General features: G+C 67.7%; 30 protein-coding genes. 10 read left to right on the forward strand and 20 right to left on the reverse strand.

Annotated elements, in window-relative coordinates; genetic code table 11:
• Positions 1–153: 153 nt before the first annotated feature.
• Positions 154–2,496, forward strand: coding sequence for an FtsK/SpoIIIE family DNA translocase (locus tag JDV09_RS11410; RefSeq protein ID WP_372452902.1), 2,343 nt, complete (start codon positions 154–156; stop codon positions 2,494–2,496).
• Positions 2,497–2,591: 95 nt separating this feature from the next.
• Here JDV09_RS11410 and JDV09_RS11415 read toward each other — a convergent pair whose 3' ends face one another.
• A complete protein-coding gene (locus tag JDV09_RS11415; RefSeq protein ID WP_308124098.1) occupies positions 2,592–3,074 on the reverse strand; it encodes an amino-acid N-acetyltransferase in 483 nt (160 codons plus the stop codon).
• Between the two features lie 81 nt (positions 3,075–3,155).
• Between JDV09_RS11415 and pgsA the strand changes: the two genes are divergently transcribed.
• The 5 genes from pgsA (at position 3,156) to pspM (ending at position 6,442) form a co-directional block, all read left to right on the forward strand.
• The gene (gene pgsA / locus JDV09_RS11420) at positions 3,156–3,752 is read left to right on the forward strand and encodes a CDP-diacylglycerol--glycerol-3-phosphate 3-phosphatidyltransferase (protein WP_221369244.1); all 597 of its coding nucleotides are present in this window, start codon (positions 3,156–3,158) and stop codon (positions 3,750–3,752) included.
• Positions 3,730–4,218 (forward strand): CinA family protein, encoded by a 489-nt coding sequence (locus tag JDV09_RS11425; protein ID WP_221369245.1) that lies wholly within the window; start codon positions 3,730–3,732, stop codon positions 4,216–4,218. The genes pgsA and JDV09_RS11425 overlap by 23 nt, the downstream gene beginning before the upstream one ends.
• A gap of 118 nt (positions 4,219–4,336) precedes the next feature.
• Positions 4,337–4,669, forward strand: coding sequence for a transcriptional regulator ClgR (gene clgR, locus JDV09_RS11430; protein WP_221369246.1), 333 nt, complete (start codon positions 4,337–4,339; stop codon positions 4,667–4,669).
• A gap of 102 nt (positions 4,670–4,771) precedes the next feature.
• The gene (gene pspA, locus JDV09_RS11435) at positions 4,772–5,596 is read left to right on the forward strand and encodes a phage shock protein PspA (protein WP_221369247.1); all 825 of its coding nucleotides are present in this window, start codon (positions 4,772–4,774) and stop codon (positions 5,594–5,596) included.
• Positions 5,597–5,623: 27 nt separating this feature from the next.
• On the forward strand, positions 5,624–6,442 hold the full coding sequence (gene pspM / locus JDV09_RS11440; RefSeq protein ID WP_221369248.1) for a phage shock envelope stress response protein PspM: 819 nt from the start codon (positions 5,624–5,626) through the stop codon (positions 6,440–6,442).
• A gap of 10 nt (positions 6,443–6,452) precedes the next feature.
• Here the strand turns inward: pspM and JDV09_RS26770 are convergent, their stop codons facing one another.
• Both JDV09_RS26770 and JDV09_RS11445 read right to left on the reverse strand, forming a co-directional pair.
• Positions 6,453–6,581, reverse strand: a complete 129-nt coding sequence (locus JDV09_RS26770) for a hypothetical protein (RefSeq protein ID WP_255605206.1) — start codon at positions 6,579–6,581, stop codon at positions 6,453–6,455.
• Positions 6,578–7,039, reverse strand: a complete 462-nt coding sequence (locus JDV09_RS11445; protein WP_221369249.1) for a limonene-1,2-epoxide hydrolase family protein — start codon at positions 7,037–7,039, stop codon at positions 6,578–6,580. Before JDV09_RS11445 ends, JDV09_RS26770 begins: the two co-directional genes overlap by 4 nt.
• Before the next feature lie 42 nt (positions 7,040–7,081).
• On the opposite strand from JDV09_RS11445, the gene JDV09_RS11450 reads away from it, so the two are divergent.
• Together JDV09_RS11450 and JDV09_RS11455 are read left to right on the forward strand one after the other, a co-directional pair.
• A complete protein-coding gene (locus JDV09_RS11450) occupies positions 7,082–8,254 on the forward strand; it encodes a glycosyltransferase (protein WP_221369250.1) in 1,173 nt (390 codons plus the stop codon).
• A gap of 9 nt (positions 8,255–8,263) precedes the next feature.
• Positions 8,264–8,458 carry a DUF3046 domain-containing protein gene (locus tag JDV09_RS11455; protein ID WP_221369251.1) on the forward strand — a complete coding sequence of 65 codons (195 nt, stop codon included), beginning with the start codon at positions 8,264–8,266 and terminating at the stop codon, positions 8,456–8,458.
• An 11-nt stretch (positions 8,459–8,469) separates the two neighbouring features.
• Here JDV09_RS11455 and JDV09_RS11460 read toward each other — a convergent pair whose 3' ends face one another.
• The 15 genes from JDV09_RS11460 to JDV09_RS11525 all read right to left on the reverse strand — a co-directional run bounded on the left by JDV09_RS11460 (position 8,470) and on the right by JDV09_RS11525 (position 20,138).
• Entirely contained in the window at positions 8,470–9,228 is a 759-nt protein-coding gene (locus JDV09_RS11460) for a DUF6390 family protein (protein ID WP_221369252.1), read from the reverse strand.
• Positions 9,221–10,321: a hydrogenase formation protein HypD gene (gene hypD, locus JDV09_RS11465; protein ID WP_221369253.1), complete on the reverse strand. Its 1,101-nt coding sequence runs from the start codon at positions 10,319–10,321 to the stop codon at positions 9,221–9,223. The genes JDV09_RS11460 and hypD overlap by 8 nt, the downstream gene beginning before the upstream one ends.
• A gap of 4 nt (positions 10,322–10,325) precedes the next feature.
• A complete protein-coding gene (locus JDV09_RS11470; RefSeq protein WP_221369254.1) occupies positions 10,326–10,607 on the reverse strand; it encodes a HypC/HybG/HupF family hydrogenase formation chaperone in 282 nt (93 codons plus the stop codon).
• Positions 10,561–10,899 (reverse strand): HypC/HybG/HupF family hydrogenase formation chaperone, encoded by a 339-nt coding sequence (locus JDV09_RS11475; protein ID WP_255605207.1) that lies wholly within the window; start codon positions 10,897–10,899, stop codon positions 10,561–10,563. Before JDV09_RS11475 ends, JDV09_RS11470 begins: the two co-directional genes overlap by 47 nt.
• A 2-nt stretch (positions 10,900–10,901) precedes the next feature.
• On the reverse strand, positions 10,902–11,402 hold the full coding sequence (locus tag JDV09_RS11480) for a hydrogenase maturation protease (protein ID WP_308124094.1): 501 nt from the start codon (positions 11,400–11,402) through the stop codon (positions 10,902–10,904).
• Between the two features lie 4 nt (positions 11,403–11,406).
• On the reverse strand, positions 11,407–11,526 hold the full coding sequence (locus tag JDV09_RS27480; protein ID WP_372452900.1) for a DUF6893 family small protein: 120 nt from the start codon (positions 11,524–11,526) through the stop codon (positions 11,407–11,409).
• Positions 11,517–12,851 carry a hypothetical protein gene (locus tag JDV09_RS11485; RefSeq protein ID WP_221369255.1) on the reverse strand — a complete coding sequence of 445 codons (1,335 nt, stop codon included), beginning with the start codon at positions 12,849–12,851 and terminating at the stop codon, positions 11,517–11,519. Before JDV09_RS11485 ends, JDV09_RS27480 begins: the two co-directional genes overlap by 10 nt.
• Positions 12,848–13,486 (reverse strand): DUF6084 family protein, encoded by a 639-nt coding sequence (locus JDV09_RS11490; RefSeq protein WP_221369256.1) that lies wholly within the window; start codon positions 13,484–13,486, stop codon positions 12,848–12,850. Before JDV09_RS11490 ends, JDV09_RS11485 begins: the two co-directional genes overlap by 4 nt.
• Positions 13,483–14,127, reverse strand: a complete 645-nt coding sequence (locus tag JDV09_RS11495; RefSeq protein WP_221369257.1) for a DUF5947 family protein — start codon at positions 14,125–14,127, stop codon at positions 13,483–13,485. Before JDV09_RS11495 ends, JDV09_RS11490 begins: the two co-directional genes overlap by 4 nt.
• A complete protein-coding gene (locus tag JDV09_RS11500) occupies positions 14,127–15,020 on the reverse strand; it encodes a NifU family protein (RefSeq protein WP_221369258.1) in 894 nt (297 codons plus the stop codon). Before JDV09_RS11500 ends, JDV09_RS11495 begins: the two co-directional genes overlap by 1 nt.
• A 3-nt stretch (positions 15,021–15,023) precedes the next feature.
• Positions 15,024–16,820: a nickel-dependent hydrogenase large subunit gene (locus tag JDV09_RS11505; RefSeq protein WP_221369259.1), complete on the reverse strand. Its 1,797-nt coding sequence runs from the start codon at positions 16,818–16,820 to the stop codon at positions 15,024–15,026.
• 83 nt (positions 16,821–16,903) lie between these two features.
• Complete coding sequence (locus JDV09_RS11510) at positions 16,904–17,959, reverse strand: NADH-quinone oxidoreductase subunit B family protein (protein ID WP_221369260.1); 1,056 nt, start codon at positions 17,957–17,959, stop codon at positions 16,904–16,906.
• A gap of 85 nt (positions 17,960–18,044) precedes the next feature.
• Positions 18,045–18,851: a hydrogenase nickel incorporation protein HypB gene (hypB, locus tag JDV09_RS11515; RefSeq protein WP_221369261.1), complete on the reverse strand. Its 807-nt coding sequence runs from the start codon at positions 18,849–18,851 to the stop codon at positions 18,045–18,047.
• Positions 18,852–18,853: 2 nt separating this feature from the next.
• Positions 18,854–19,183, reverse strand: a complete 330-nt coding sequence (locus JDV09_RS11520) for a hydrogenase maturation nickel metallochaperone HypA/HybF (protein ID WP_221369371.1) — start codon at positions 19,181–19,183, stop codon at positions 18,854–18,856.
• A gap of 64 nt (positions 19,184–19,247) precedes the next feature.
• Positions 19,248–20,138 carry an alpha/beta hydrolase gene (locus JDV09_RS11525; RefSeq protein WP_221369262.1) on the reverse strand — a complete coding sequence of 297 codons (891 nt, stop codon included), beginning with the start codon at positions 20,136–20,138 and terminating at the stop codon, positions 19,248–19,250.
• A gap of 155 nt (positions 20,139–20,293) precedes the next feature.
• Here JDV09_RS11525 and recA point away from each other — a divergent pair, with 155 nt between their 5' ends.
• Together recA and recX are read left to right on the forward strand one after the other, a co-directional pair.
• Complete coding sequence (gene recA, locus JDV09_RS11530) at positions 20,294–22,447, forward strand: intein-containing recombinase RecA (RefSeq protein WP_221369263.1); 2,154 nt, start codon at positions 20,294–20,296, stop codon at positions 22,445–22,447.
• Entirely contained in the window at positions 22,416–22,967 is a 552-nt protein-coding gene (recX, locus tag JDV09_RS11535; protein ID WP_221369264.1) for a recombination regulator RecX, read from the forward strand. Before recA ends, recX begins: the two co-directional genes overlap by 32 nt.
• Positions 22,968–22,984: 17 nt before the next feature.
• Here recX and JDV09_RS11540 read toward each other — a convergent pair whose 3' ends face one another.
• Both JDV09_RS11540 and JDV09_RS11545 read right to left on the reverse strand, forming a co-directional pair.
• A complete protein-coding gene (locus JDV09_RS11540) occupies positions 22,985–23,254 on the reverse strand; it encodes a hypothetical protein (RefSeq protein WP_221369265.1) in 270 nt (89 codons plus the stop codon).
• Entirely contained in the window at positions 23,251–23,661 is a 411-nt protein-coding gene (locus JDV09_RS11545) for a DUF1622 domain-containing protein (protein ID WP_221369266.1), read from the reverse strand. Before JDV09_RS11545 ends, JDV09_RS11540 begins: the two co-directional genes overlap by 4 nt.
• Positions 23,662–23,677: the final 16 nt, after the last annotated feature.

The raw sequence follows: 23,677 nt of genomic DNA on the forward strand, positions 1-23,677 counted from the left end.
GCTGCCCGTCCGACCAGGTCGAAGACCAGTTCGCGGGGTGGATCGCGGCCTGCGCGCCCAGCGGCTCCGCGGCGCAAGCCGTCGCGACAGGGGCCGTCCGTGATCTCGACCGCAGGCACGGCGGTGGGCCGCGGCGTGCGCGCCGGCTGGCTGATGCTGGCCAAGGGTGCGGGCAGCACCGCCCGCTCGGTCGGCCGGGCCCGGGATCTGGAACCCGGGCACCGTCGTGACGGCATCGCGCTGGCGCTGCTCGGCCTGGCGGTGGTGGTGGCGGCAAGCTCCTGGTTCGACGCCGCCCGTCCCGTCGGGGAGTGGATCGACACGCTGGTGCGGGTGATCATCGGGTCCGCGGTGGTGCTGGTCCCGGTGGCGCTGGCAGCCCTCGCCATCGCGCTGATGCGCTCCGAGCCCGACCCGGAGACCCGGCCGCGGCTGATTCTGGGCACCGCGATGATCGTGCTACCTGCGCTCGGGCTGTGGCACCTGTGGGCCGGGTCGCCGCAGGATCCGGTGGCCCGCCAGCATGCGGCGGGATTCGTCGGGTTCGCCATCGGGGGTCCGCTGTCCGACGGGCTCACGGCATGGATCGCCGCACCGCTGCTGTTCATCGGTGTGCTGTTCGGTGTGCTGCTGGTGACCGGCACCACGATTCGCGAGGTGCCCTCGACGGTGCTCACGATGTTCTCCACCCGCTGGCGCGGTGGCTACGACGAGTATGGCGACGACTACGACGACGAGTACGACGACCGCGCCGGCGACGCGGCGCCGGAGGACTTCTCCGACGGCTATTACGACGACGCGGCCTTCGGTGGGGACGAGGCGTCGGCGTGGCCGACCGCAGACCAGCCCACCGAGGAATTGCCGGCGCGCTCCGGTACGCCGATGGACAACTATCCGCTGACCGACGATGCGCCCACCGTGCCCGAAGCCGGGCGAAGCCGAAAGGGCAAGAAGGGCAAGGGACTGTCCCTGGACCGGGTGGTCGAGGGCCCCTACGCGCTGCCGTCGCTGGAGCTGTTGATCGCGGGCGATCCGCCCAAGCGGCGCAGTGCGGCCAACGAGCAGATGGTCGATTCGATCACCTCGGTGCTGCAGCAGTTCAAGGTCGACGCCGCCGTCACCGGGTGTACGCGCGGGCCGACGGTCACCCGCTACGAGGTCGAGCTCGGCCCGGGTGTGAAGGTCGAGAAGATCACCGCGTTGCACCGCAACATCGCCTACGCCGTGGCGACCGAGAGCGTGCGGATGCTCGCCCCGATCCCCGGCAAGTCGGCGGTCGGTATCGAGGTACCCAACACCGACCGCGAGATGGTGCGACTGGCCGACGTGCTGACCGACCCGGCGACCCGCTCCGACCATCACCCGCTGGTCATCGGGCTCGGCAAAGACATTGAGGGCGAGATGATCTCGGCCAACCTGGCGAAGATGCCGCACCTGCTGGTGGCCGGGTCGACCGGGTCGGGCAAGTCCAGCTTCGTCAACTCGATGCTGGTCTCGCTGCTGGCGCGGGCCACCCCCGAGGAGGTCAGGATGATCCTGATCGACCCGAAGATGGTGGAATTGACCCCCTACGAGGGCATTCCGCACCTCGTCACCCCGATCATCACCGAGCCGAAGAAGGCCGCCGCGGCGCTGGCATGGCTGGTCGAGGAGATGGAGCAGCGCTACCAGGACATGCAGGCCTCCCGGGTGCGCCACATCGACGTCTTCAACGAGAAGGTGAGATCCGGGGAGATCACCGCGCCGCTGGGCAGCAACCGGGAGTACAAGCCCTACCCCTACATCGTGGCCATCGTCGACGAGCTGGCCGACCTGATGATGACCGCCCCGCGGGATGTCGAGGACGCCATCGTGCGGATCACCCAGAAGGCCCGCGCGGCAGGCATTCACCTGGTGCTGGCCACCCAGCGGCCGTCGGTGGACGTCGTCACCGGTCTGATCAAGACGAATGTGCCGTCCCGGCTGGCATTCGCCACGTCGTCGCTGACCGACAGTCGTGTCATCCTCGACCAGCAGGGCGCCGAGAAGCTGATCGGCATGGGCGACGGGCTGTTCCTGCCGATGGGTGCCAACAAGCCGATCCGGTTGCAGGGTGCGTTCATCACCGACGAGGAGATCCATGCAGTGGTCTCGGCCACCAAGGAGCAGGCCGAGCCGGAGTTCGTCGAGGGCGTCACCACCGCCAAGGCCGGCGGCGACCGCAAGGACGTCGATCCCGACATCGGCGACGACATGGATGTCTTCCTGCAGGCCGTCGAGCTGGTGGTGTCCAGCCAGTTCGGGTCGACGTCGATGCTGCAGCGCAAGCTGCGGGTCGGCTTCGCCAAGGCCGGCCGGCTGATGGACCTGATGGAGACCCGCGGGATCGTCGGGCCCTCGGAGGGATCCAAGGCGCGTGAGGTTCTGGTCAAACCCGACGAGCTGGCCGGCACGCTGGCCCTGATCCGCGGCGGCAGCGACGCCTCGGGCGGGGACGCGGAGGACACTTACTTCTAGCTTTCCCCCCGCCGAAATGGCATTCCGGCAGTAAAAGGTCGAGTGGCGGCCTGCTGGAATGCCATTTCGGCGAGGCTGCGAGGTCTTCGGCGATGTCAGAGGGTGAGCAGCATCCGGGTGTTGCCCAGGATGTTGGGCTTGACGTAGGACAGGTCGAGGAACTCCGCCACGCCGGTGTCGTAGGACCGGCACATCTCCTCGTAGACCTCGGCGGTGACCGGGGTGCCGTCGATCTCGACGAAACCGTGCCTGCCGAAGAACTCGACCTCGAAGGTGAGCACGAAGATCCGCCGCAGGTGCAGGTCGGCGGCGACGTCCAGGAGGCGCCTGACGAGAGCGTGGCCGACACCGTGCCCGCGGACCTTGGGGTGCACCGCCACGGTGCGGACCTCGCCCAGGTCCGACCACATCACGTGCAGCGCGCCGCACCCGATCAGCTCACCAGCCAGTTCGGCCACCCAGAACTCCTGGACGGCCTCGTAGAGGTTGACGAGGTTCTTCTCCAGCAGGATCTTGCCGGAGTAGATGTCGACGAGCGCCTTGATGGCCGGCACGTCGGAGGTGCGGGCACGCCGCACGACGGGTTGCCCGGCGGACTCACCGGCGTCTGCGCTCACACACCGAAGAGTATCGGTTTGGCCAACAAGTATTCTGTGGCGGTGCCGGGCCAGCCAGATACCGATCCGGTGGTTCCGCGTGCCAGTGTGGCGAACCTGGCCAATGCGCTGACCATCGTGCGGCTGGCGCTGGTCCCCGTCTTCCTGGTGGTGCTCTTCGTCGGTGACGGGCATGAAACGTTCTGGCGGGTAATCGCATTCATCGTGTTCGTGGCGGCGGTCATCACCGACCGTTTCGACGGCGCCCTGGCCCGCAGCTACGGCATGGTCACCGAATTCGGCACCCTGGCCGACCCGATCGCTGACAAGGCGCTGATCGGCGCCGCGCTGATCGGGCTGTCGGTGCTGGGCGACCTGCCCTGGTGGGTGACCGTGGTGATTCTGCTGCGCGAGGTCGGCGTCACCGTGTTGCGCTTCGCGGTGCTACGGCGGGGGGTCATCCCGGCCAGTCGCGGCGGCAAGCTCAAAACCCTGGTCCAGGCGGTGGCGATCGGTCTTTTCATCCTCCCGCTGAGCGGTGGGTGGCTGGTCGGGGCCTGGGTGGTGATGGCGGCGGCGGTGGTGCTGACGGTGCTCACCGGCGTCGACTACTTCGTCTCGGCGGTCAGGGATTGGCGTGGACGACCCACTGGTCACTGACGACGCCCGGGCGCTGGTCGCCGATCTCACGGTGCGCAGGCAGACGGTCGCGACCGCGGAGTCGCTGACGGCCGGCCTGCTGGCCGCGACACTGGCCGGGGTGCCGGGCGCCAGCGTGGTGCTGCGCGGCGGGCTGGTGACCTACACGGTCGAGTCCAAGATCGAGTTGGCCGGCGTGGCGCCGGAGCTGCTGGCCGACGTGGGGCCGGTGGCAGGGCCCACGGCGCGCGCGCTGGCCGTCGGCGCCCAGCAGCGCTGCGGTGCGACCTGGGGTGTGGGGCTGACCGGCGTGGCGGGTCCGGAACCCCACGGCGGACATCGGGTCGGCACGGTGTTCCTCGGGGTGGCCGGGCCGGTGGACACCGAGGTCGACGCACTACTGCTGGACGGCTCACGCTGGGACATCCGTCAGGCGGCGGTCCACGCGGCGCTACTGGTGCTGCGCCACCTCGTCGAGCAGCAGTGAGCGACCGGATTTTGGTGCCCCGATCGGGGAACCATCCGGGTGACACCGCGCGTTGGGGTTGATAACGAATAGATGAGGGTTGATGAGGCTGCCGACGCGACCGGAAAGGAACAGTGCGATGACGCCATTGTTGCGCGAGGTGATCGGCGACGTGTTGCGTCGCGCCCGGGTCGAGCAGGGCCGGACCCTGCGCGAGGTGTCGGACTCGGCGCGCGTGAGCCTGGGCTATCTCTCCGAGGTGGAGCGGGGCCGTAAAGAGGCCTCCAGCGAGCTGCTCGGGGCGATCTGCGGCGCCCTGGAAGTCCCGCTGTCGCGGGTGTTGTCGGAGGCCGGCGACGAGCTGGCGCTCGAGGAGTCCCGGGCCGCTGCGCGCGAGGCGGCCGGCACCGCCAACATCGACGTCAGCACCAAGGTCGTCATTCCCCAGGTGGTGTCGATGGCGGTGGCCTGATCCGTTTCCCCGAGCAGGGGTGTGGTGATCTGCGCAGAACCGATAGGTTGGGGTCTAGGCACAGCCGACACTGTTCGACACACACGAAGGCGGAATGAACTCATGGCCAACCCGTTCGTCAAGGCATGGCGCTACCTGATGGCGCTGTTCAGCTCGAAGGTTGACGAGTACGCCGATCCGAAGGTGCAGATCCAGCAGGCCATCGAGGAGGCGCAGCGCCAGCACCAGGGGCTGACGCAGCAGGCGGCCCAGGTGATCGGCAACCAGCGCCAGCTGGAGATGCGGCTGAACCGTCAGCTCGCCGATATCGAGAAGCTGCAGGTCAACGTCCGTCAGGCGCTCACCCTCGCCGACCAGGCGGTCGCGGCCGGCGACGCCACCAAGGCCACCGAGTACAACAACGCCGCCGAGGCGTTCGCGGCGCAGCTGGTCACCGCCGAGCAGAGTGTCGAGGACCTCAAGGCCCTGCACGATCAGGCCCTGCAGGCCGCCGCGCAGGCGAAGAAGGCCGTCGAGCAGAACGCGATGGTGCTGCAGCAGAAGATCGCCGAACGCACCAAGCTGCTCAGCCAGCTCGAGCAGGCCAAGATGCAGGAACAGGTCAGCGCGTCGCTGCGGTCGATGAGCGAGATCGCCGCTCCGGGCAACACGCCCAGCCTCGATGAGGTGCGCGACAAGATCGAGCGTCGCTACGCCAACGCGATGGGGGCCGCCGAGCTTGCACAGAACTCGGTGCAGGGCCGGATGATGGAGGTCCAGCAGGCCAGCGTGCAGATGGCGGGCCATTCCCGGCTGGAGCAGATCCGGGCGTCGATGCGAGGTGAGCAGTTGCCGGCAGGCGGCGCCACCTCCGCCACGCCCAGCCAGACGCCTGCGAGTCCCGCGGCCACGCCCGAACCGACACCGGAAAATCCGCTGTCGCAGTAACTCTCACGAAAGTCACGCCGTAACGTCATGAGCAACCCGACCAGCAGACCGCAGGCCTGGCGCTCGTTGGCGCAGCGCGGCGTCGACACCGCTGCGGAGTGGTCGGACGTGCTGGCCGAGAGGCTGTATGCCGCCGCCGATCCGCGGGCCAAGCTGCTGCGCAAGCGGCGCTGGGCCCTGCGGCTCGGGGTGTTCTTCACCGTCTCGGCGGTGTTCTGGGTGGGTGTGACGGGTCTGCTCGCGTCCTGGAGCACCCCGGTGTGGGCGCTGTTCATCCCGTCGCCGATCGCCGTCGGTGCCGCGTTCCTGGCCACCCTGTCGTTTCTGCGTTACCGCTGGTTGCGCGGGGAGCCGCTGCCCCCGCAACGGTCCCGCGCCGCACACCGGCTGCCGCCGTGGGGGTCGGCCGCCCGGGCGCCGATGACGGCGCTGGCCACCTCCGAGCGCGGCCTGTTCTCGCTGATCGGCGTCATGGAGCGCGGCCGGATGCTGCCCGCCGACGAACTGCTCGAACTGCGGGTGACCGCCGAGCAGACCGCCGCCACCATGGCCGCGACGGCCACCGAGGTGGTGTCGATGGAGAAGGCGGTCAAGGCGGCGCCGCAGTCGCGTGCCCACCTGGCCCCGACGATCGCGGCGTTCACCACCCAGCTCGACCGCGGCGCGCGCCAGTACAACGAGATGGTCTCCGCGGCAGCTCAATTGGTGTCGGCGGCGAACTCCGGTTCGATGTCGAGCTCGCCGATGACGCAGCGGCGCTACCGCGACGAGCTGGTGCTGGCGACCGACCGGCTGACCGGCTGGGCGCAGGCCTTCGACGAGCTCGGCCGGCTGCGCGGGGCGTAGCCGGGCCCGGTCACGTCACGTCGCGGGCCAGCAGGTCCTGCCGGGTGTCGCGGCGCACCACCAGCCGGGCATGCCCGCCGGCGACGAGCACCACCGGGATGCGGCACGCGGGGCGTTCCCTTCGGCCGGCCCCGGTCACAAGGTCGACCGCAGCGACGGTATGACCAGGCCCGCCAGGGCCCGCAGCGGTGCCTTGACCATGAACTCGAAGTAGTCGAAGTGGTCGCGCCACAGCGTGATCTGGCCGTCGCGTAGCTCGAACGAGCCGCACACCCAGAATTGCAGCCGAAGCGGGCCGAAGATCAGCGCGTCGGTGCGTTCGGTGAGCACCGTGTCGCCGTCCTCGGCGATCCGGTGGAACTTCACGCCGAAGCCGGTGCGGCCCTGCATGCTGCGCAGCATCTTCATGGCGCGGTTGCGCCCGCGAATCGAGGGCAGCCCGACGTTCTGCCACAACAGGTCGGGTGCGGCCAGTGACTCCATGGTGTCGAAGTCCTCGTCGGCCAGCGCGAACAGGAAGCTCTGCACGGTCTGGGCATTGTCGGCCGGTGCGGCGGGCGGGGTCGGCATCGGCGGATTGGTGGCCTCGTCGGTCATATCGCCCGAGCCTAACGGCGGACGCTGTGGCAGGGTAGCCGCATGCGCGTCGCCGTGGTCGCCGGACCCGACCCTGGTCACGCGTTTCCGGCGCTTGCGCTGTGCCTGAAGTTCCTGGCCGCAGGCGACGACCCCACGCTGCTCACCGGCACCAGGTGGCTGGATCTGGCCCGTGAGCACGGCATCGGAGCGGTCGAACTGGCGGGGCTGGATCCGACCGCGGACGACGACGACGGCGACGCCGGGGCCAAGATCCACCGGCGCGCCGCGCGGATGGCGCTGCTCAACCGCGAGACCATCGCCGGCCTGGCACCGGATCTGGTGATCTCGGATTCGATCACCACCTGCGGTGGTCTGGCGGCCGACCTGCTCGGGCTGCCCTGGATCGAGCTGAACACCCACCCGCTGTACCGGCCGTCGAAGGGGTTGCCACCGGTCGGCAGTGGTCTGGCCCCCGGAGTCGGGGTCCGCGGGCGGCTCCGCGACGCGGTGCTGCGGGCGCTGAGCGCGCGCTCGTGGCGCACCGGCCTGCGCCAGCGCTCGGCCGCCCGCGTCGAGATCGGCCTGCCCGCCGAGGATCCGGGGCCGCTGCGGCGCCTGATCGCCACGCTGCCCGCGTTGGAGGTGCCCCGCCCGGACTGGCCCGCGGAGGCGGTGGTGGTGGGCCCGCTGCACTTCGAGCCGACGACCGACGTGCTGGCGATCCCGGCCGGCGACGGTCCCGTCGTCGTGGTGGCGCCGTCGACCGCCACCACCGGTGCGCGCGGCCTGGCCGAACTGGCACTCGAGACCCTGGTGCCCGGCGAGGTGCTGCCCCCGGGTTCCCGGGTGGTGGTGTCGCGGCTGGACGGCCCCGACGGCACGGTGCCGCCGTGGGCCGTCGTCGGCCTCGGGCGTCAGGACGAACTGCTGGCGGGCGCCGATCTGCTGATCTGCGGCGGCGGGCACGGCACGGTGGCCAAGTCGCTGCTCGCCGGGGTGCCGATGGTGGTGGTCCCCGGTGGTGGGGATCAGTGGGAGATCGCGAATCGTGTTGTGCGGCAGGGTAGCGCGCAGCTGATCCGGCCGTTGAGCGCGGATGCCCTGGCTGTCGCGGTCGGTGAGGTGCTGGGCTCGCAGAGCTATCGGCAGGCTGCGCGCCGGGCCGGTGCCGGGGTCGCGGAGGTCGCCGATCCGGTACGGGTGTGCCATGACGCGCTCGGCGCCTGGGCGTAGGTTGGGCCCGTGCGACTGACGGAGTTCCACGGACTGGTCGAGGGCCAGTTCGGCGCGGTGCGGGCGTCGTCGATGCTGGTCGACCATGTGCTGACGACGATGGGCGGGCGGACCGCCGCGCAGGCCATCGAGGACGGGGTCGATCCGCGCGACGTGTGGCGGGCGCTGTGTGCCGATTTCGACGTTCCCCGCGACCAGTGGTGACCGCTGCCCGTTCAGAGTGGGGCTCGGGTGCCGTTCACCAGATCCAGCGTCTGTTGTGTCGCCTGCTGCAGCGCGACGCAGTCGGCTTCTGTCAATGACCCGCACACCCAGTCCCAATGTGCGGCGACGGTGTCGCCGACCGCCGGCGTGCCGGTCAGCGACCTCCCGGATCTGCTCCACCGCACCCTTTCGGTGCACGGATCGCCTGGTGTCAACCGGCCGCCGGAGTCGAGGGTCAGCTGCGGCGATCGCATCAGCACGTGCTCGTCGTCGACGGCCTCGACGGTGCCCCACCGGATCCGGCAGTTCTGCAGAATCCGTAGCGGTGTAACGGGGTCCTTGCGCAGGAAGCGCACCCACGGGTAGACGACGAAGACGTGAAAGCTGTGGTGCGCCAGGGCTGATGCATCCGCATCCACGACGCCGAGTAACCCGGTCACCTGCCGGGCGAACGCCGTGCGCAGATGCCGGATCAGCCCGCCGCCGTCGACCGTGTCGAGGAGCCCGCCACCGATCCAATAGCTCCGCACCACGGCGAGGTCGAGAGGGTCGTCGATGCCCGCGGCCGCCGCGATGACCTCCAGATACGGCCAGGCGCCGTCGAACTTGCGCGCCACCGAAGCCACCCGCTCGCCGGAGAGCAGGCCGGACCCCTCATCTGCCGGTCCGCAGTAGCCGAGCTCGTTCGGCGGGAAGGCATACCGCGCGAACAGCGCTTGGCCTGCAGCCGGCGGCGGTGTGCCGCCGGGCCGCGATGCCAACTCAGGCATCGGTCAGCTCGAGGCGACGGTACCGGTAGTAGGCGGCGCACGCGCCCTCCGATGACACCATGGTGGCGCCGAGCGGATTTCGCGGCGTGCAGGCCGTCCCGAACGCCGCGCATTCGTGCGGCTTGATCAGCCCCTGCAATACCTCGCCCGACCGGCATCGGTCCGATTCCGCGGTGTGGATGTCGGTGACGGCGAAGCGGTACTCGGCGTCGAATGCGCGATAGGCCGGTGACAGTCGCCAGCCGCTGGCGGGGATCGTCCCGATTCCCCGCCACGCCCGATCCGTCACCTCGAAAACGTCGAGCAGCATCGCCCTGGCTGCCGGGTTGCCGGCATCCTGGACGGCGCGTGAATAGGCGTTTTCCAATTCGTGGCGGCCCGCCTCCAGTTGCGCGACGGTGCGCCGGATCCCTTCCAGGATGTCCAGCGGTTCGAAGCCGGTCACCACGATCGGGACGCGGTATCTGTCGCACAGCGGCGGATATTCCGCCGTGCCCATCACGGTGCACACATGCCCGGCGGCCAGGAATGCCTGGACGCGGCAGGTGGGCGACTCCATGATCGCGGCGATCGCGGGCGGCACCAGCACATGCGAGACCAGCAGTGAGAAGTTCTCGACGCCGAGGCGGTGCGCCTGATACACGGTCATCGCGTTGGCCGGCGCGGTGGTCTCGAATCCGATGCCGAAGAACACCACCTGTCTGGCCGGATTCTGCCGGGCGATCGTCAGCGCATCCAACGGCGAGTAGACGACCCGAACGTCAGCACCCTCACTCTTGACCTGGAACAGATCCTTCTCGCTGCCCGGTACCCGCAGCATGTCGCCGAACGAGCAGAAGATGACATCCGGGCGTGCGGCGATCTCGAGGGCCTTGTCGATGATCTCGAGCGGGGTCACGCAGACCGGGCAACCCGGTCCGTGGATCATCTCGATGCTGTCGGGAAGCAACTGGTCGATACCGTGCCGGATGATCGAATGTGTCTGCCCGCCACAGACCTCCATGATGGACCACCTGCGGCTGGTGCTGTCGCGGATCTGATCGATGAGCCTGTGCGCCAGCGCGGGGTCGGCGAATTCCGTCAAGTACTTCATGAGGTCACCTCTGACCGGCCTGCCGGGCGGCCGCTTCGAAGCCGTCGGCGAACTCCTCCTCGAGGACGCCGAGGCGCTCGAACTCCGCCAGCGTGCGCATCGCGGCCTCCTCGTCGAGTCGCTGGATCGCGAATCCGACGTGTACGACCACGTACTGGCCCACTTCGGCATCCGGAATGTAGTGCAGACAAACGTCTTTCTCGACTCCACCGAAGTCGACGACCGACATCAGCGCGCCGTCACGCTCCTCGATGCTGATGATCTTGCCGGGCACCGCCAAACACATCGGCCCACTCCCTTCTGAGGTCGGCGGCCGGCCGGTCGTCGTCGACGTCCTCGATGTCGCGGCCCCGGCCCATCAGTTCCAGTCCGTGCAGCGCAGCCTCGGCGCCGGCCGCGTCGGTCTTCTCGACGACGAATCCCATGTGGATGATCACCCAGTCGCCGGGGCGGAATGTCTCCTCGGGCAGCATCCCGACATTGACCCTGCGGTGCTCGCCGGCCACGTCGACGAGGGCCAACTGGTCCCCATAGCCGTCGATCATGCCGACGACCTGTCCCGGGATACCCAGACACATGGTCAACCCCTCGTCGCGGCGGGCCGGGCCAGCAGCCCGGCCAGTGTGGTCTCGATGGCCTGCACGGCGGGGCCGACAGCGGCCGTGACGGGTTCGGACAGGCCGATACCCTCCTCCACGGTGCTGACCTCGCATCCGATGACCACCGTGTAGGGCGGGGTGCCGCCCAGTGCCTTCAGGCTGGCGAACACCGCGGCCGGGTCCATCGCGTGCGCATCGAGACCAATTGTTCTGGAAAGGCTTTCAGGTTCAGCCTGGAAGACGTGCACGGTGCCGGGTGCCCCTCGGTCGGGGATGGCGTCGACCAGCACCAGCGCTGCGCATCCGTCGAGCAGGTCGTAGGCCAGGTGCATGCCCCTGATGCCGTAGTCGATCAGCTGCACCGGCGGTCGCGCGAGTTTCGGCGGGACGTGACGCAACACCTCGGGGCCGAAGCCGTCGTCTCCGAGGAATATGTTCCCGATCCCGGCTACCAGTATCCGGGACGTGGTGCGGCCGTCCACCGGTTCACATGCGACGCATCTTGAGGTAGCGCTGAACGTCCGGGATGGACCGGACGCCGACCAGCACTCCCGCCAGCAATACGGCTGCCACCACGCCCACGGCAACCCAACCGACTACTTCCATTTCGGACTCCTCTCGGTGAGTGGTTCGACCTCGTCGGGTGCGAAGTACAGGTAGCGGCCGTACCAGTCGTGCAGGTCGGCTGCGGGGTCGTCCTCGAGAACGACCCCGAGGTGCTGACCGCCGTCGACGTCCTCGTGGACCGATGTCACACGGGCGATCTTGTCGGCGTAGAACAGGTCCTGCGCGTCGGCACGGCGACAGGGATGCAACCGAACCCTGGTGCCCCGCGCCACCGTGGTCCCGTTGACCAGGATCGCGTCCACATCCGGGCGGACGGCGTTGTCTGCGGCAGGATCCCACCAGTTCATGTCGAGTGGGATCTCGGGGATGAGGTCTGCTCCGGCCTCGGCGTGCGGATCGCGCAGCACACCGTGCAGATCGAGCAGCGCCTCCGGGGACATCGCGTCGCACCGGTCGATGATCTGGGCGGCCCGCGGATCGGTGGCGCGGGCCTGCGCCTTCTCCTCGTCGGTCATCGTGAGGATCCGCAGCGTCAGGATCTCGTCGATCTCGCATGCGTCGTACAGGTCGCCCTGGCTCTGTTCGGCGATTTCGGGGTGGTCGTACAGGATGATCGGGGACACCAGCATCAGGTCGCGGGCGCCGGGTGGCCCGGCCAGCACCGGGAAGCAGCGGTGCTGGCGGCACCGGCGCGCCGGCCCGTCGGCGGCGTCGACGTGATCGAGAAGGGACACGAACTCGCCGCCGCTGACCTCGATCAGAAGATGGGTCCCGATCAGGGAGGTGGCGATCGCCTCGGCCTTGTCTGCCGCAGGTGGTGCCGTGTTGTGCAGCTCGAACGTCAGGCGGAGCAGGCCGCCGTCCGGTTCGGCGGAGATCGCGAGCCGCCCGTGCAGGTCGCGGCGGCTGCGCACCAGCCTGCCGCCGTCGATCTCTTCGATGTCGGTGCCGGCCGGGACGAAGATGTCGACCATATGCGGCAGCCTCGACACCTCGTGGGCGCCGAACATCACCTCGTGCTCGACCGCCTCATCCCAGCTCAGCCATCGCTGCGCGCCCGCCCGCAGTTCCCCGACCGGCTGATACCGGCCATCGCCGAGGTCGCGCTCGACAGCGCGGTGCTGCAGTTGCAGGAAACGCACCACGCCCGAGACCGCGGGTGCGGCCAGCGGGTTGACGAGCACCTGCGCGGACATCGAGTCGTTCTCGCCGATACCGCAGTCCTCGGCGCCGTGCGGTCCGAGCACACCGAACTGCCAGCGGGACTGGTTCTTTCCGGCGCTGGCCCGGTACGGGTAGAGCAGGTACCCCTCGTAGAGCACCGCGTCGGCAACGCGGCGGCAGTTCTCCCAGCGCGCGCTCATCGCAGCTCCCGTGCGTCGGCCAGCAGGCCGGCGATGGCGTCGTCGAAGTTGAGCAGTCCGCGTGCCGACCGGTAGGCGGCCAGTTCGTCGAGCGTGTCGCGGTCCAGGCGCAACCAGCCCGTGTTCGGGTAGTGCATCCGGATCAGGTCCTGCCACACCGACACCGGCATGTCGTAGTGCACCTCGCGGTCCCACGGGATCTGATGCACCTCGAATCCGCGCGCGCCGGGCACGAAAACCGTTCCGCTGAAAAGGAACTGCAGCGAGATGGCGCCGTCCCGCAGGGCGAGAAGGTACTTTGCGGCCTTCACCTCGAAGTCGTAGGTGCATTCCAGCCGAAGCACCGCCTCGGTGCTCCCGCTGAAGCCCGGCACCATCGCCGCGGCATGTTGCCAGAGGAAGGCGTGCTGGGTGCTCGACCACCGTTCGCGCGTTCCGAACAGGTCCACCAGTCCGTCGGCCTCGTCGTCGGAATAGTTGCGCCGCATCGGCTCGATGCGCACCTGGGTGCGCAGCGCGATCGCGTGGATCGGTTCGTCGCCGTCCGCGGCGATTCCGACGCGGGCCGCCAGCACCGGCGTCACCGCGTAGGGCTCGGCGGCGATGTCCGCCACGGAGAACGTCAGGCCGGTCATGCGCGCTGCACCGTCCCGCCGCGGTCGTCGAGCAGTTCGAAGAACCCGTCGATATAGTCGCGGGCCTGGCCGCCGCCGTCGAACCCGTGCCACAGCATCCGCAGCCGGCCGACGAACTCGTAGCACGCGTCGATCGGGACCAGGTAGCCCCGCGGCGCGGCATCAGGGCGTTCCGGCACCCGGACCAACAGCGCCTCGGTGTCCTCGGCGAGGAGGTCCACTCGTGGTTCCGCGGTGCGGATGTCGGCCCAGGCCTGCAGGTCCAGTTCCGATTCGGTGGCGCCCGCGGGGCCGGGATAGAACGCGACTGTGCGCCCGAGCGAGGAGTTGTGGAAGAAGAACGCGAGCCCGACCGGGATCTGGAGGGCCTCCCACTGGCGCCGGTCCATCGCGAAGCCGTCGAAGGTGAGATATCGATCGGGGACCGCGCGATAACGCAGTTTCGCGCCGGTGTCGGTGAACAGCAGATAGCAACCACGACATACGCACAACAGTTGGCGGCCCTCGGTGTTGACGAGGTGCTGGTGCTCGTCGGCGATGGGTTCCGCGCACATCTCGCACCGTTCACCGGCGGGCTCAGGCGCCGCCCGGTTGGCGCGGATGCGGCTCAGCACGTCCGAGGTGCTGCTCGCCGCGTCCATCAGGCCACCGCCTCGGGCGTGGGCAGGGCCATCGACAGCACACCGTCGCGCTCGAGCACCGGGACGGGCTCCAGATGGCCGTCACCGCCGACGCCGCTGCCCGCGTGGATCACGTCGAACCCGGCCCCGCAGCCCGGACAGTGCAGCACGGCGCCGGTCAGGTGGGCCCCGGCCAGCGACCGGGCGCAGGCCGCGCACCGGTCCCGGTAGGCGAACACATCCGACCCGATTCGGCAGGCCAGGGTCGGGGTCCCCGCGATGCGGAAGCCGCCGACCTCGCCATCGCGCAGCTCGGCGAGCCCGGGCACGGGTTGCCACGTCGTCGGGTGCCGACGCTCGGTGTGCATCCGGCTCAACAGCGAATCGACCGGGATCACACCGCCGTCGTGATCCGGTTCGACCGCCAGCACCTCGATGTCGCCGATCTCCGGTGCCGCCGCGAGAACGGCGTCGCGCACGGCGAGGTCGAGGGTCACCGACGAGGACGGGCAACTCTTGCAGCTGCCCTGGAACTGCAGCCGGACCACGCCGTCCTGCACACCGAGAAGTGTCACGTCCCCGCCGTGTGAACCGAGATAGGGCCGGACGGAGTCCAGCGCCGTGCGCACCCGCCGCTCGGTGTCGTGCGGGTGCAGTCCGTGCACCAACAGCAGGCTGGCCACCAGATCATCGGCCGCGAACCCGTCCGCGAGCCGCGGATCGGCGGCCAGCGCCAGCGCCATCATCCGCTCGATCGCCGCGCCGTACAGGTCAGTGACCTCGCCGACCAGTCGTTCGGCGCGCTGCCGCGCCGCCGCGCCACCGGCGGCCGACGCATCGAGCAGCGTCTGGATCCGATCGCCCGCCGTGCGCCACTGCGTCTCGTCGGCATCCGGCGGCGTCGGCTGGGCCATGGGCTATTCCCCGGTGACGGACTGGGTGGGGGAGTGCAGCAGGTCCAGCGACTTGCCTTCGCCGAGATACATGTGCACCCCGCAGGGCAGGCACGGGTCGAAGCTTCGCACCGTGCGCATGATGTCGATGCCCTTGAACTGCTCCCGGTCGTTCTCCTCGAAGATCGGCTGACCCTGCACGGCGTCCTCATACGGGCCGGGCGTGCCGTAGCTGTCCCGCGGGTTGGCATTCCACGGCGTCGGGGGATACGGGTGATAGTTGGCGATCTTGCCGTCGCGGATCACCATGTGGTGGGACAGCACTCCGCGCACTGCCTCGGTGAAGCCGCAGCCGATGCCTTCGTCGGGCACCTCGAACTTCTCCCACGTCTTGGTGCGGCCGGCGCGGATCTCCGCGAGCGCCTTCTCGGCGAAGTGCAGCGCGCAGGCCGCCGCATACGCCTGGAAGTAGGTCCGTGCGCGGTTGCGTTCGAGCGTGTTGCTGCCGTGCCCGGGTATCTTCCACTCGAACTCGACCGGGCCTTTCAACGCGGTCTTCGGCAGGTTGATCTGCACACTCGATCCGGTGGCCTTCACGTATCCGACGTCGACGAGCCCGGCCAGCGCCGTCGACCACAGACGGGCCAGCGGCCCGCCACCGGTGTCCAGCGCCAGGTGGTCCTTGCCGTCGAACCAGCGCGGGGCCATCACCCAGCTGTAGTTGCCGTCGAAGTCACGTTTCTGCGGCTTGGGATTGGTGTGCTGGTTCCACGGATGCCGCCGATCGACGGGGTTGCCGAGCGGGTCGGTCTTGACGAACATCTCCTGATCCGACCAGTCGTCATAGTACGAGTGCCCCAACAGGATTCGGATGCCGAGGTTGATGTCCACCAACGAGTGGGTGTGCAGCTTGCCGTCGATCACCACCCCGGGGGTGACGAACATGGCGTCGCCCCAGCGCTCCATGTCCTTGTAGGCGAAGTTGCACACCTCCGGATCCTGGAACGAGCCCCAGCAGCCCAGTAGTGTCCGTCGGAGCCCGACCTGCTCGTATCCCGGAAGCGCTTCGTAGAAGAAGTCGAACAGGTCGTCGTGCATCGGTACGACCTTCTTCATGAACTCGACATAGCGCATCAGCCGGGTCATGTAGTCCGTCATCAGCTGCACGGTGGCGGTGGTGCCGATGCCACCGGGGTACAGCGTGGACGGATGGACGTGCCGACCCTCCATCAGGCAGAACATCTCGCGTGTCCAGCGGCTGACCTGTAGCGCCTCCCGGTAGAAGTCGCCGGTGAACGGGTTCAGCGCGCGCATGATGTCGGCGACGGTGCGGTAGCCGTGCATGTCGGAGTGCGGCGCCTCGGTGTTCTCCGCCTTGGCCAGGACGCTGGGGTTGGTCTCGGAAACCATCTTCTCGCAGTAGTCCACACCCACCAGGTTCTCCTGGAAGATGTTGTGGTCGAACATGTATTCGGCGGCCTCGCCGAGGTTGACCAACCACTCGCCGAGGTGGGGTGGCCTGACGCCGTACGCCATGTTCTGGCAGTAACACGAGCAGGTGGCGTGGTTGTCGCCGCAGATGCCGCAGATACGGCTCGTGATGAAGTGCGCGTCGCGTGGATCCTTGCCTTTCATGAAGATCGAGTAGCCGCGGAAGATCGACGACGTGCTGTGACACTCGACGACTTCCCGGTTCTCGAAGTCGATCTTCGTGTAGATGCCGAGGCTGCCGACGATCCGGGTGATCGGGTCCCACGCCATTTCCACCAGTTGGCCGGGGTCACGCTTCACCTGCGACGGCTCGGGGATGATCGTTGTCATCGAAACTTCTTCTCTCTTGTGTATTACGCAGCAGCGGAGTGCTTTTCGTCGAGCCGATGGCCGAGACGCAGGGCGGGCCGCACCTACCAGGTGCGGACCGCTCCGGTCTCGAGTCGGGTGCCGGTGTGCCGCCACTTCGGTTCTTTGTCGACCGTGCGGCCGGTGACCTGGCGCAGGCTGCGAATCACCGAACCGTAGAGACCGGAGGCGGTGGTAGAGATCTTGCCGCCCGGTGGCTCGTCCATGAACGGCATGAACTTGTCGGGAAAGCCCGGCATGGTGCAGCCTATGCAGATACCGCCGACGTTGGGGCAGCCGCCGATGCCGTTGATCCAGCCACGTTTGGGTACGTTGCACTTGACCACCGGACCCCAGCAGCCAAGCTTGACAATGCATTTCGGCGAGCCGTACTCGGTGGCGAAGTCGCCCTGCTCGTAGTAGCCGGCCCGGTCGCATCCTTCGTGCACGGTGTTTCCGAACAGCCATTTGGGGCGTAGTGCGTCATCCAGCGGGATCATCGGCGCCTGGTCGGTGGCCATGTACAGCAGGTACGTCAGCGTCTCCGACAGATTGTCCGGATGGATCGGGCAACCCGGCACGCACACGATCGGGATACCGGCCTTGCTTTTCCAGGACCATCCCAGGTAGTCGGGTACACCCATGGCCCCGGTGGGGTTACCCGCCATCGCATGGATTCCGCCGTAGGTCGCGCACGTGCCCACCGCGACCACCGCGGTCGCCTTGGGCGCGAGTCGATCGAGCCACTCGCTGGTGGTCATCGGCTGGCCGGTGGCCGGGTCGTTGCCGAACCCGCACCAGTACCCCTCGTCCTTGATCTTCTCGTTGGGGATCGATCCCTCGACGACGAGGACGAACGGCTCCAACTCGCCCCGCTGGGCCCTGAAGAACCATTCGAGGAAGTCGTCGGCACCGCCGTTGGGGCCGCATTCGAAATCGATGAGAGGCCAGTGGACGGCGATCTTCGGGAGCCCCGGGAGAGCGCCGAGTGCGATCTCCTCGATGCTGGGTTGGGTGGCGGCAGTCAGCGCCACCGAGTCACCGTCACAACTCAAACCTGCGTTGATCCACAGAACGTGGATCAGGGCCTCTTCTGCTTTGACTGCCGCCTCGGTGGGCATGTGTCACAGCTTTCCGGGGTCTGGCAGCGACCCCTGCGGCGCTGGAGTCGACCCTCGGCCCACTTGCGCGCCGTTGTTTCTCGGTCTACTCCGGCGGCATGGTCTTGTCAACGGATCCGTGCGACACGGCCTCGTTTGCTCGGATGTCGATCCAGTCGTACCACTTCGGGATGCCCTCCCCGGTGGTCGCCGACAGCGTCAGGATGTCCACCCCGGGGTTGATCGACCGTGCATGGGTCGTGAAGGTGTCGACGTCGAAGTCGACGTAGGGCAAGAGGTCGGACTTGTTGACGACGACGAGCGCTGCCGCAGCAAACATGTGTGGATACTTCAGCGGTTTGTCGGCGCCCTCGGTCACGGAGATGACGACGATTTTTCCGCTCTCCCCGAGATCGAACAGCGCAGGGCACACCAGATTGCCCACGTTCTCGATGAACAGCAGCGAGTCGCGGGGTGGGGCCAGCGTTTCCAGTGCCCGCCGCACCATCGCCGCATCGAGGTGACATCCGGCGCCGGTGTTGACCTGGATCGCCCGCGCCCCGGTCGCCCGGATGCGCTCGGCGTCGAGCAACGTTTCCTGATCGCCTTCGATGACGGCCACCGAGCGAGATCTGCCCAACTCGCGGATGGTGCGTTCGAGCAGTGTCGTCTTTCCCGACCCCGGTGAGCTGGTCAGGTTGAGCGCCAGGATGTGGCGTTCGGTCAGCCATTGGCGGTTCTGCGCCGCGAGCTGGTCGTTCTTCGCCAGCACCTTCTGGTCCAGCGAAACGGTATCGGTATGCGCGTGCCGGTGCGGGTGGCCGTCATCCGGATGAGGGTGGTGGTGCTGGTGGTGTCCGTCGGTCAGGGTGATTGTCGCGCCGTCGTCACCGCATCCACACGTTGCACACATGCTCAGCTCACTTCCATGGAAAGGATCCGCAGTTCCCGGCCGGTCAGCACCTCGACGTCGGCACTTCCACACGTGCACAGCAGGATCAGATCGTTCAGGTCGAAGGTTTGCGCGCAGCTGCGGCATCGGGCCGACCCGGGTTGGATGTCGACGTCGAGGCGGGCGCCGTCGGCAACGGTCCCCTCGGTGGCCAGCTCGAAGCAGAACTGCATCGCGCCGGGGACCACCGCGCACAGCGCGCCGACCTCCAGCCTGACGCTGTTCACCCGGCGGCCCGCGGCGTGCTCGCACACGGCGTCGACAACACTCTGGGTCAGCGCCATCTCGTGCATGTCAGTTCCATCCGGCTGGATGACCTTCACGATATGACCGCTGTGTCGCGGCGTCCAGCCTCGGTCAGGCGGCGGTCCGGTCCATGACCCGCCGCAGGAAGGCGACCTGATCGGCCTTGACCTGCTGATCGTGGTAGATGTTGAAGTGCCCGTAGGGGTAGCGGCGCAGTTCGCCGCGCGGAGCGCGGTGCGCGGCGGCGACCGACGAACCCGGCGGGGTGACGGCGTCGTCGTCGCAGACGCACACCAACAGCGGCATCTGCAGGTGCGCGGTCCCGGCGCCCGGCCGGTAGAACGCCAACCGCAGCATCAGGCGCGCAGCGACCTCATTGCGCCACAACGAATTCGGGGCCAGGATCGCTTCGAAGCCGGGTTTGGCGTCCGGTGAGGTCATCGCGGCGACGGTGCCGGGTTCGCCGACTGCGGGCATCAGCACGGGCGGGCGTCTGCGCCACGCACTCAGCTGGTCCCGCACCCCGGCGAGGCTCAGCGCCGCGACGGTGCGTGGCGGAACCTCCCGCAGAACAGGCAGGGAGTCGGTGAACGGCGCCTGGGAGATCACCGCCGCGACGCGAGGGTCGTCGGCGGCGACGGCGAGCACGTGACCGCCGGAGAACGAGGTTCCCCACAGCACGATCCGGTCCGGGTCGACCCCCTCGAGATGACGGGCCCACCCGATCACCGTGCGGTAATCGGCTTGCTGCATGGCGATGTCCAGCAACTGTCGGGGTTGTCCGGTCGAGGCGCCGAAGTGGCGGTAGTCGAATACCACCACGGCATAGCCGGCGTCGCAGAACGCCTCGGCGTAGGCGGGCAGACCGTCGTCGCGGGTGGCGCTGAACCCGTGGGCCATGACGACGCACGGGACCGGGCCGCCGGTGTCGTCCGGCCGGTACAGATAGGCGGCCAGCCGATCGCCGTCCGCCGGGATCTGGACGTCTTCCCGTGTCGCCATCGCTCAAACGTAGCCCTCCGGCGTGTCCGCTTGAATCGAACACGTGTTCGTCTACTGTGGGGGATGTTCGACGCTGACTTGTCGGTGCCCTGGCCTAGCGTCACGGCCAACCGACCGAGAACCGGTCAACAACGACTACCGGAGAGGTACCCACCATGGCGCAGCAGGCCCCCGATCGCGAGAAAGCCCTGGAACTGGCGCTCGCCCAGATCGACAAGAACTTCGGAAAAGGTTCGGTGATGCGGCTGGGCGAAGAGGTGCGGCAGCCGATCTCGGTCATCCCCACCGGTTCGATCGCGCTGGATGTCGCGCTCGGCATCGGCGGTCTGCCCCGCGGGCGCGTCATCGAGATCTACGGCCCGGAGTCCTCCGGCAAGACCACCGTGGCCCTGCACGCAATCGCCAATGCCCAGGCCGCCGGCGGTATCGCCGCGTTCATCGACGCCGAGCACGCCCTGGACCCGGAGTATGCCAAGAAGCTCGGGGTGGACACCGACGCGCTGCTGGTCTCCCAGCCCGACACCGGTGAGCAGGCGCTCGAGATCGCCGACATGCTGATCCGCTCCGGTGCGCTGGACATCCTGGTCATCGACTCGGTGGCCGCTCTGGTGCCGCGTGCCGAGATCGAGGGGGAGATGGGCGACAGTCACGTCGGTCTGCAGGCCCGGCTGATGAGCCAGGCGCTGCGGAAGATGACCGGTGCGCTGAACAACTCGGGCACCACCGCGATCTTCATCAACCAGTTGCGGGAAAAAATCGGTGTGATGTTCGGCTGTGGATCTTGGTACACCAACGTCACACTTGCCGACGGTTCCACTGAGAAGCTTGGCAAAATTGTGAACCAGAAGATGGATGTCGAAGTTCTGTCCTATGACTTCGAGTCCGGGCGGATCGTGCCCCGCAAGGTGACGAATTGGTTCAACAACGGTACGACCGAAGAGTTCCTGCACTTCAAGGTCGACAGGGCTGGCGGAGGAACGGGACGTGGTCATGCCAGCCTCGCGATGACCCGCAATCATCTGATCAGAACTCCTGGTGGGTGGCGAGAGGCCGAAGACATTCTCGTTGGCGACCGCGTGATGCTTGCGCAACCGACTTTCTTAAGTGATCAGCAATGGGAAGTTGTCCTGGGCTCTCTGATGGGAGACGGTTGCCTTTCCCCCGCCGTCCGGCAGGATTCCGAGAGCGCATGCCTACGAATGGGGCATGGGGCCAAGCAAGCGGACTACCTCGACTGGAAGATCGCGCTTCTCGATAACATCCCCCATTGCCGTACCACCAATAGCAAGGGCTCGGCTTTCGCCGACTTCACCACTCTTGCCGAGCTCCATGAATTACGTCGTGCTGTGTATCTCGGTGATGGCAAGAAGTTTCTATCCGAGGACTATCTCAAGGCCTTGACTCCGCTGGCGCTGGCCATCTGGTACATGGACGATGGCAGTTTCAGCCTGCGGTCCAAAGGACTTCAGCGGCGGACCCAGGGTGGCAGTGGTCGTATCGAGATCTGTGTCGAGGCGATGACAGAGGGTTCACGTATTCGGTTGCGCGACTATCTGCGTGACACCCACGGTCTCGATGTACGTCTACGTACTTCCGGCAAGGCAGGTAAAGCCGTTCTGGTCTTCTCGACGCCAGCCACCGCGATGTTCCAAGAGTTGATCGCCCCGTACGTCCATCCGTCCATGGCGTATAAGTTGCTGCCACGCTTCAGGGGCCAGTTTGCCGTGGAACCGCGATTCATCGAGCCAATAATGCAATTGATGCCGGCGCGCGTCGTGGAAATTGAATCGAAGACCGACTATCAGAAGATGGATCGTTTCGACATCGAGGTGGAGGGTTCGCACAACTACTTTGCCGACGGCGTCATGGTGCACAACTCGCCCGAAACGACCACGGGTGGAAAGGCATTGAAGTTCTACGCCTCGGTGCGCATAGATGTCAGGCGAATTGAAACGCTCAAGGATGGCACCGACGCGGTGGGTAACCGCACCCGGGCGAAGGTTGTCAAGAACAAGGTAGCGGCCCCCTTCAAACAAGCCGAGTTCGACATCCTCTACGGCAAGGGCATCAGCAAGGAGGGTTCGCTGATCGACATGGGTGTCGAGCAGGGCTTCATCCGCAAGTCCGGATCGTGGTTCACCTACGACGGGGAGCAGCTCGGGCAGGGCAAGGAGAACGCCCGCAACTTCCTGCTGGAGAACGTCGACGTGGCCAACGAAATCGAGAAGAAGATCAAGGAGAAGCTCGGTATCGGCGCCGTGGTGACCGACGGGGACGATGATGTCCTTCCCGCTCCGGTCGACTTCTAGCCCGGCGGAGGGCGACCCCGAACGTCGCGAGGAGCAGGCGCGGGCATTGTGCCTGCGTCTGCTCACCGTGCGGGCGCGTACCCGCGCGGAGCTGGCGGCCCAGCTCGCCAAGCGGGGCTATCCCGAGGACGTCAGTACGGCGGTGCTCGACCGGCTGGGGCAGGTCGGTCTGGTCGACGACGACGACTTCGCCGAGCAGTGGGTGCGGTCGCGACGGGCCAACGCGGGCAAGAGCAAGCGCGCGCTGGCCGCCGAGCTGCGGGACAAGGGCGTGGACGCCGAGGTGATCTCCGCGACGCTGGATGGTATCGATGCCGGCGATGAACGTATGCAGGCCGAGAAGCTGGTCCGCGATCGCCTGCGCCGCGAGAAGCTCGGTGACCCGGGCGACAGGGACGCCGAGATCAAGGTCACCCGACGGCTGGTCGGGATGCTGGCCCGCCGCGGCTACGGCCAGACGATGGCCGTCGACGTGGTCACCGCCGAGCTCGCGGTTGAGCGGGAGCGCCGCCGGGTGTAGCCGGGTGACGCCGACGCTCAGGTGCTCCTCTGGTGCGCCGGAATGGCGTGGAAGTCCGCGGTCAGGCTGCGGGTGAGGACTTGGCGAAGCGAGATGACCACGACCGCGGCCGCGATCGCGGCCCACGAGCTGTCGGCGCTGAGCCGGAGCAGGCCCGCGGCGATGAACAGCTCCATCATCGTGCGCAGCGCAGGAAGCGGCCGGCGGAAGATCGCCAGCGCGGCCACCCCCAGCAGAATCCCCGAGATGCCGAAGCACCACGACGCGGCGAGAACGAAGTCGGTCACGTCGGCGTCGGTCCCGACGCGCGCGGACGGGACTTCCCCTTCTCGATCTCCTGCTGTTCCTGGGCGATCTCCCGGTTCAGGAAGTAGTTCAGCAGCGTCCGGATCGTTGCGATGGCGGCCAGCTTGCCGATCTCCTCGAACGACGGGGAGATCGCGGTCCGCAGCACATCGGCGGCAAGCTGGAACTCCAACCCGAGGACCAGGAATCGGGCCAGGGTGAGCCGCACCGACGAGAACTGGTTGATGTCACGTTGGCCCAGCGCGATGGCGAACTTCACGATCGCAATGACGGCGCCGATCATGATGACGACGGCGCCGCCGGCCTCGATGAGCCGCACCATCAGGTCCACCATGCTGCGCAGCGCCTCCTCGGGGAGCACCTCGAATGCCAGCTGCGAAGTGGCCATGTCAGCGCTTCGGTGT

Source organism: Mycolicibacterium xanthum (assembly GCF_019710635.1).
Lineage (GTDB): Bacteria > Actinomycetota > Actinomycetes > Mycobacteriales > Mycobacteriaceae > Mycobacterium > Mycobacterium xanthum.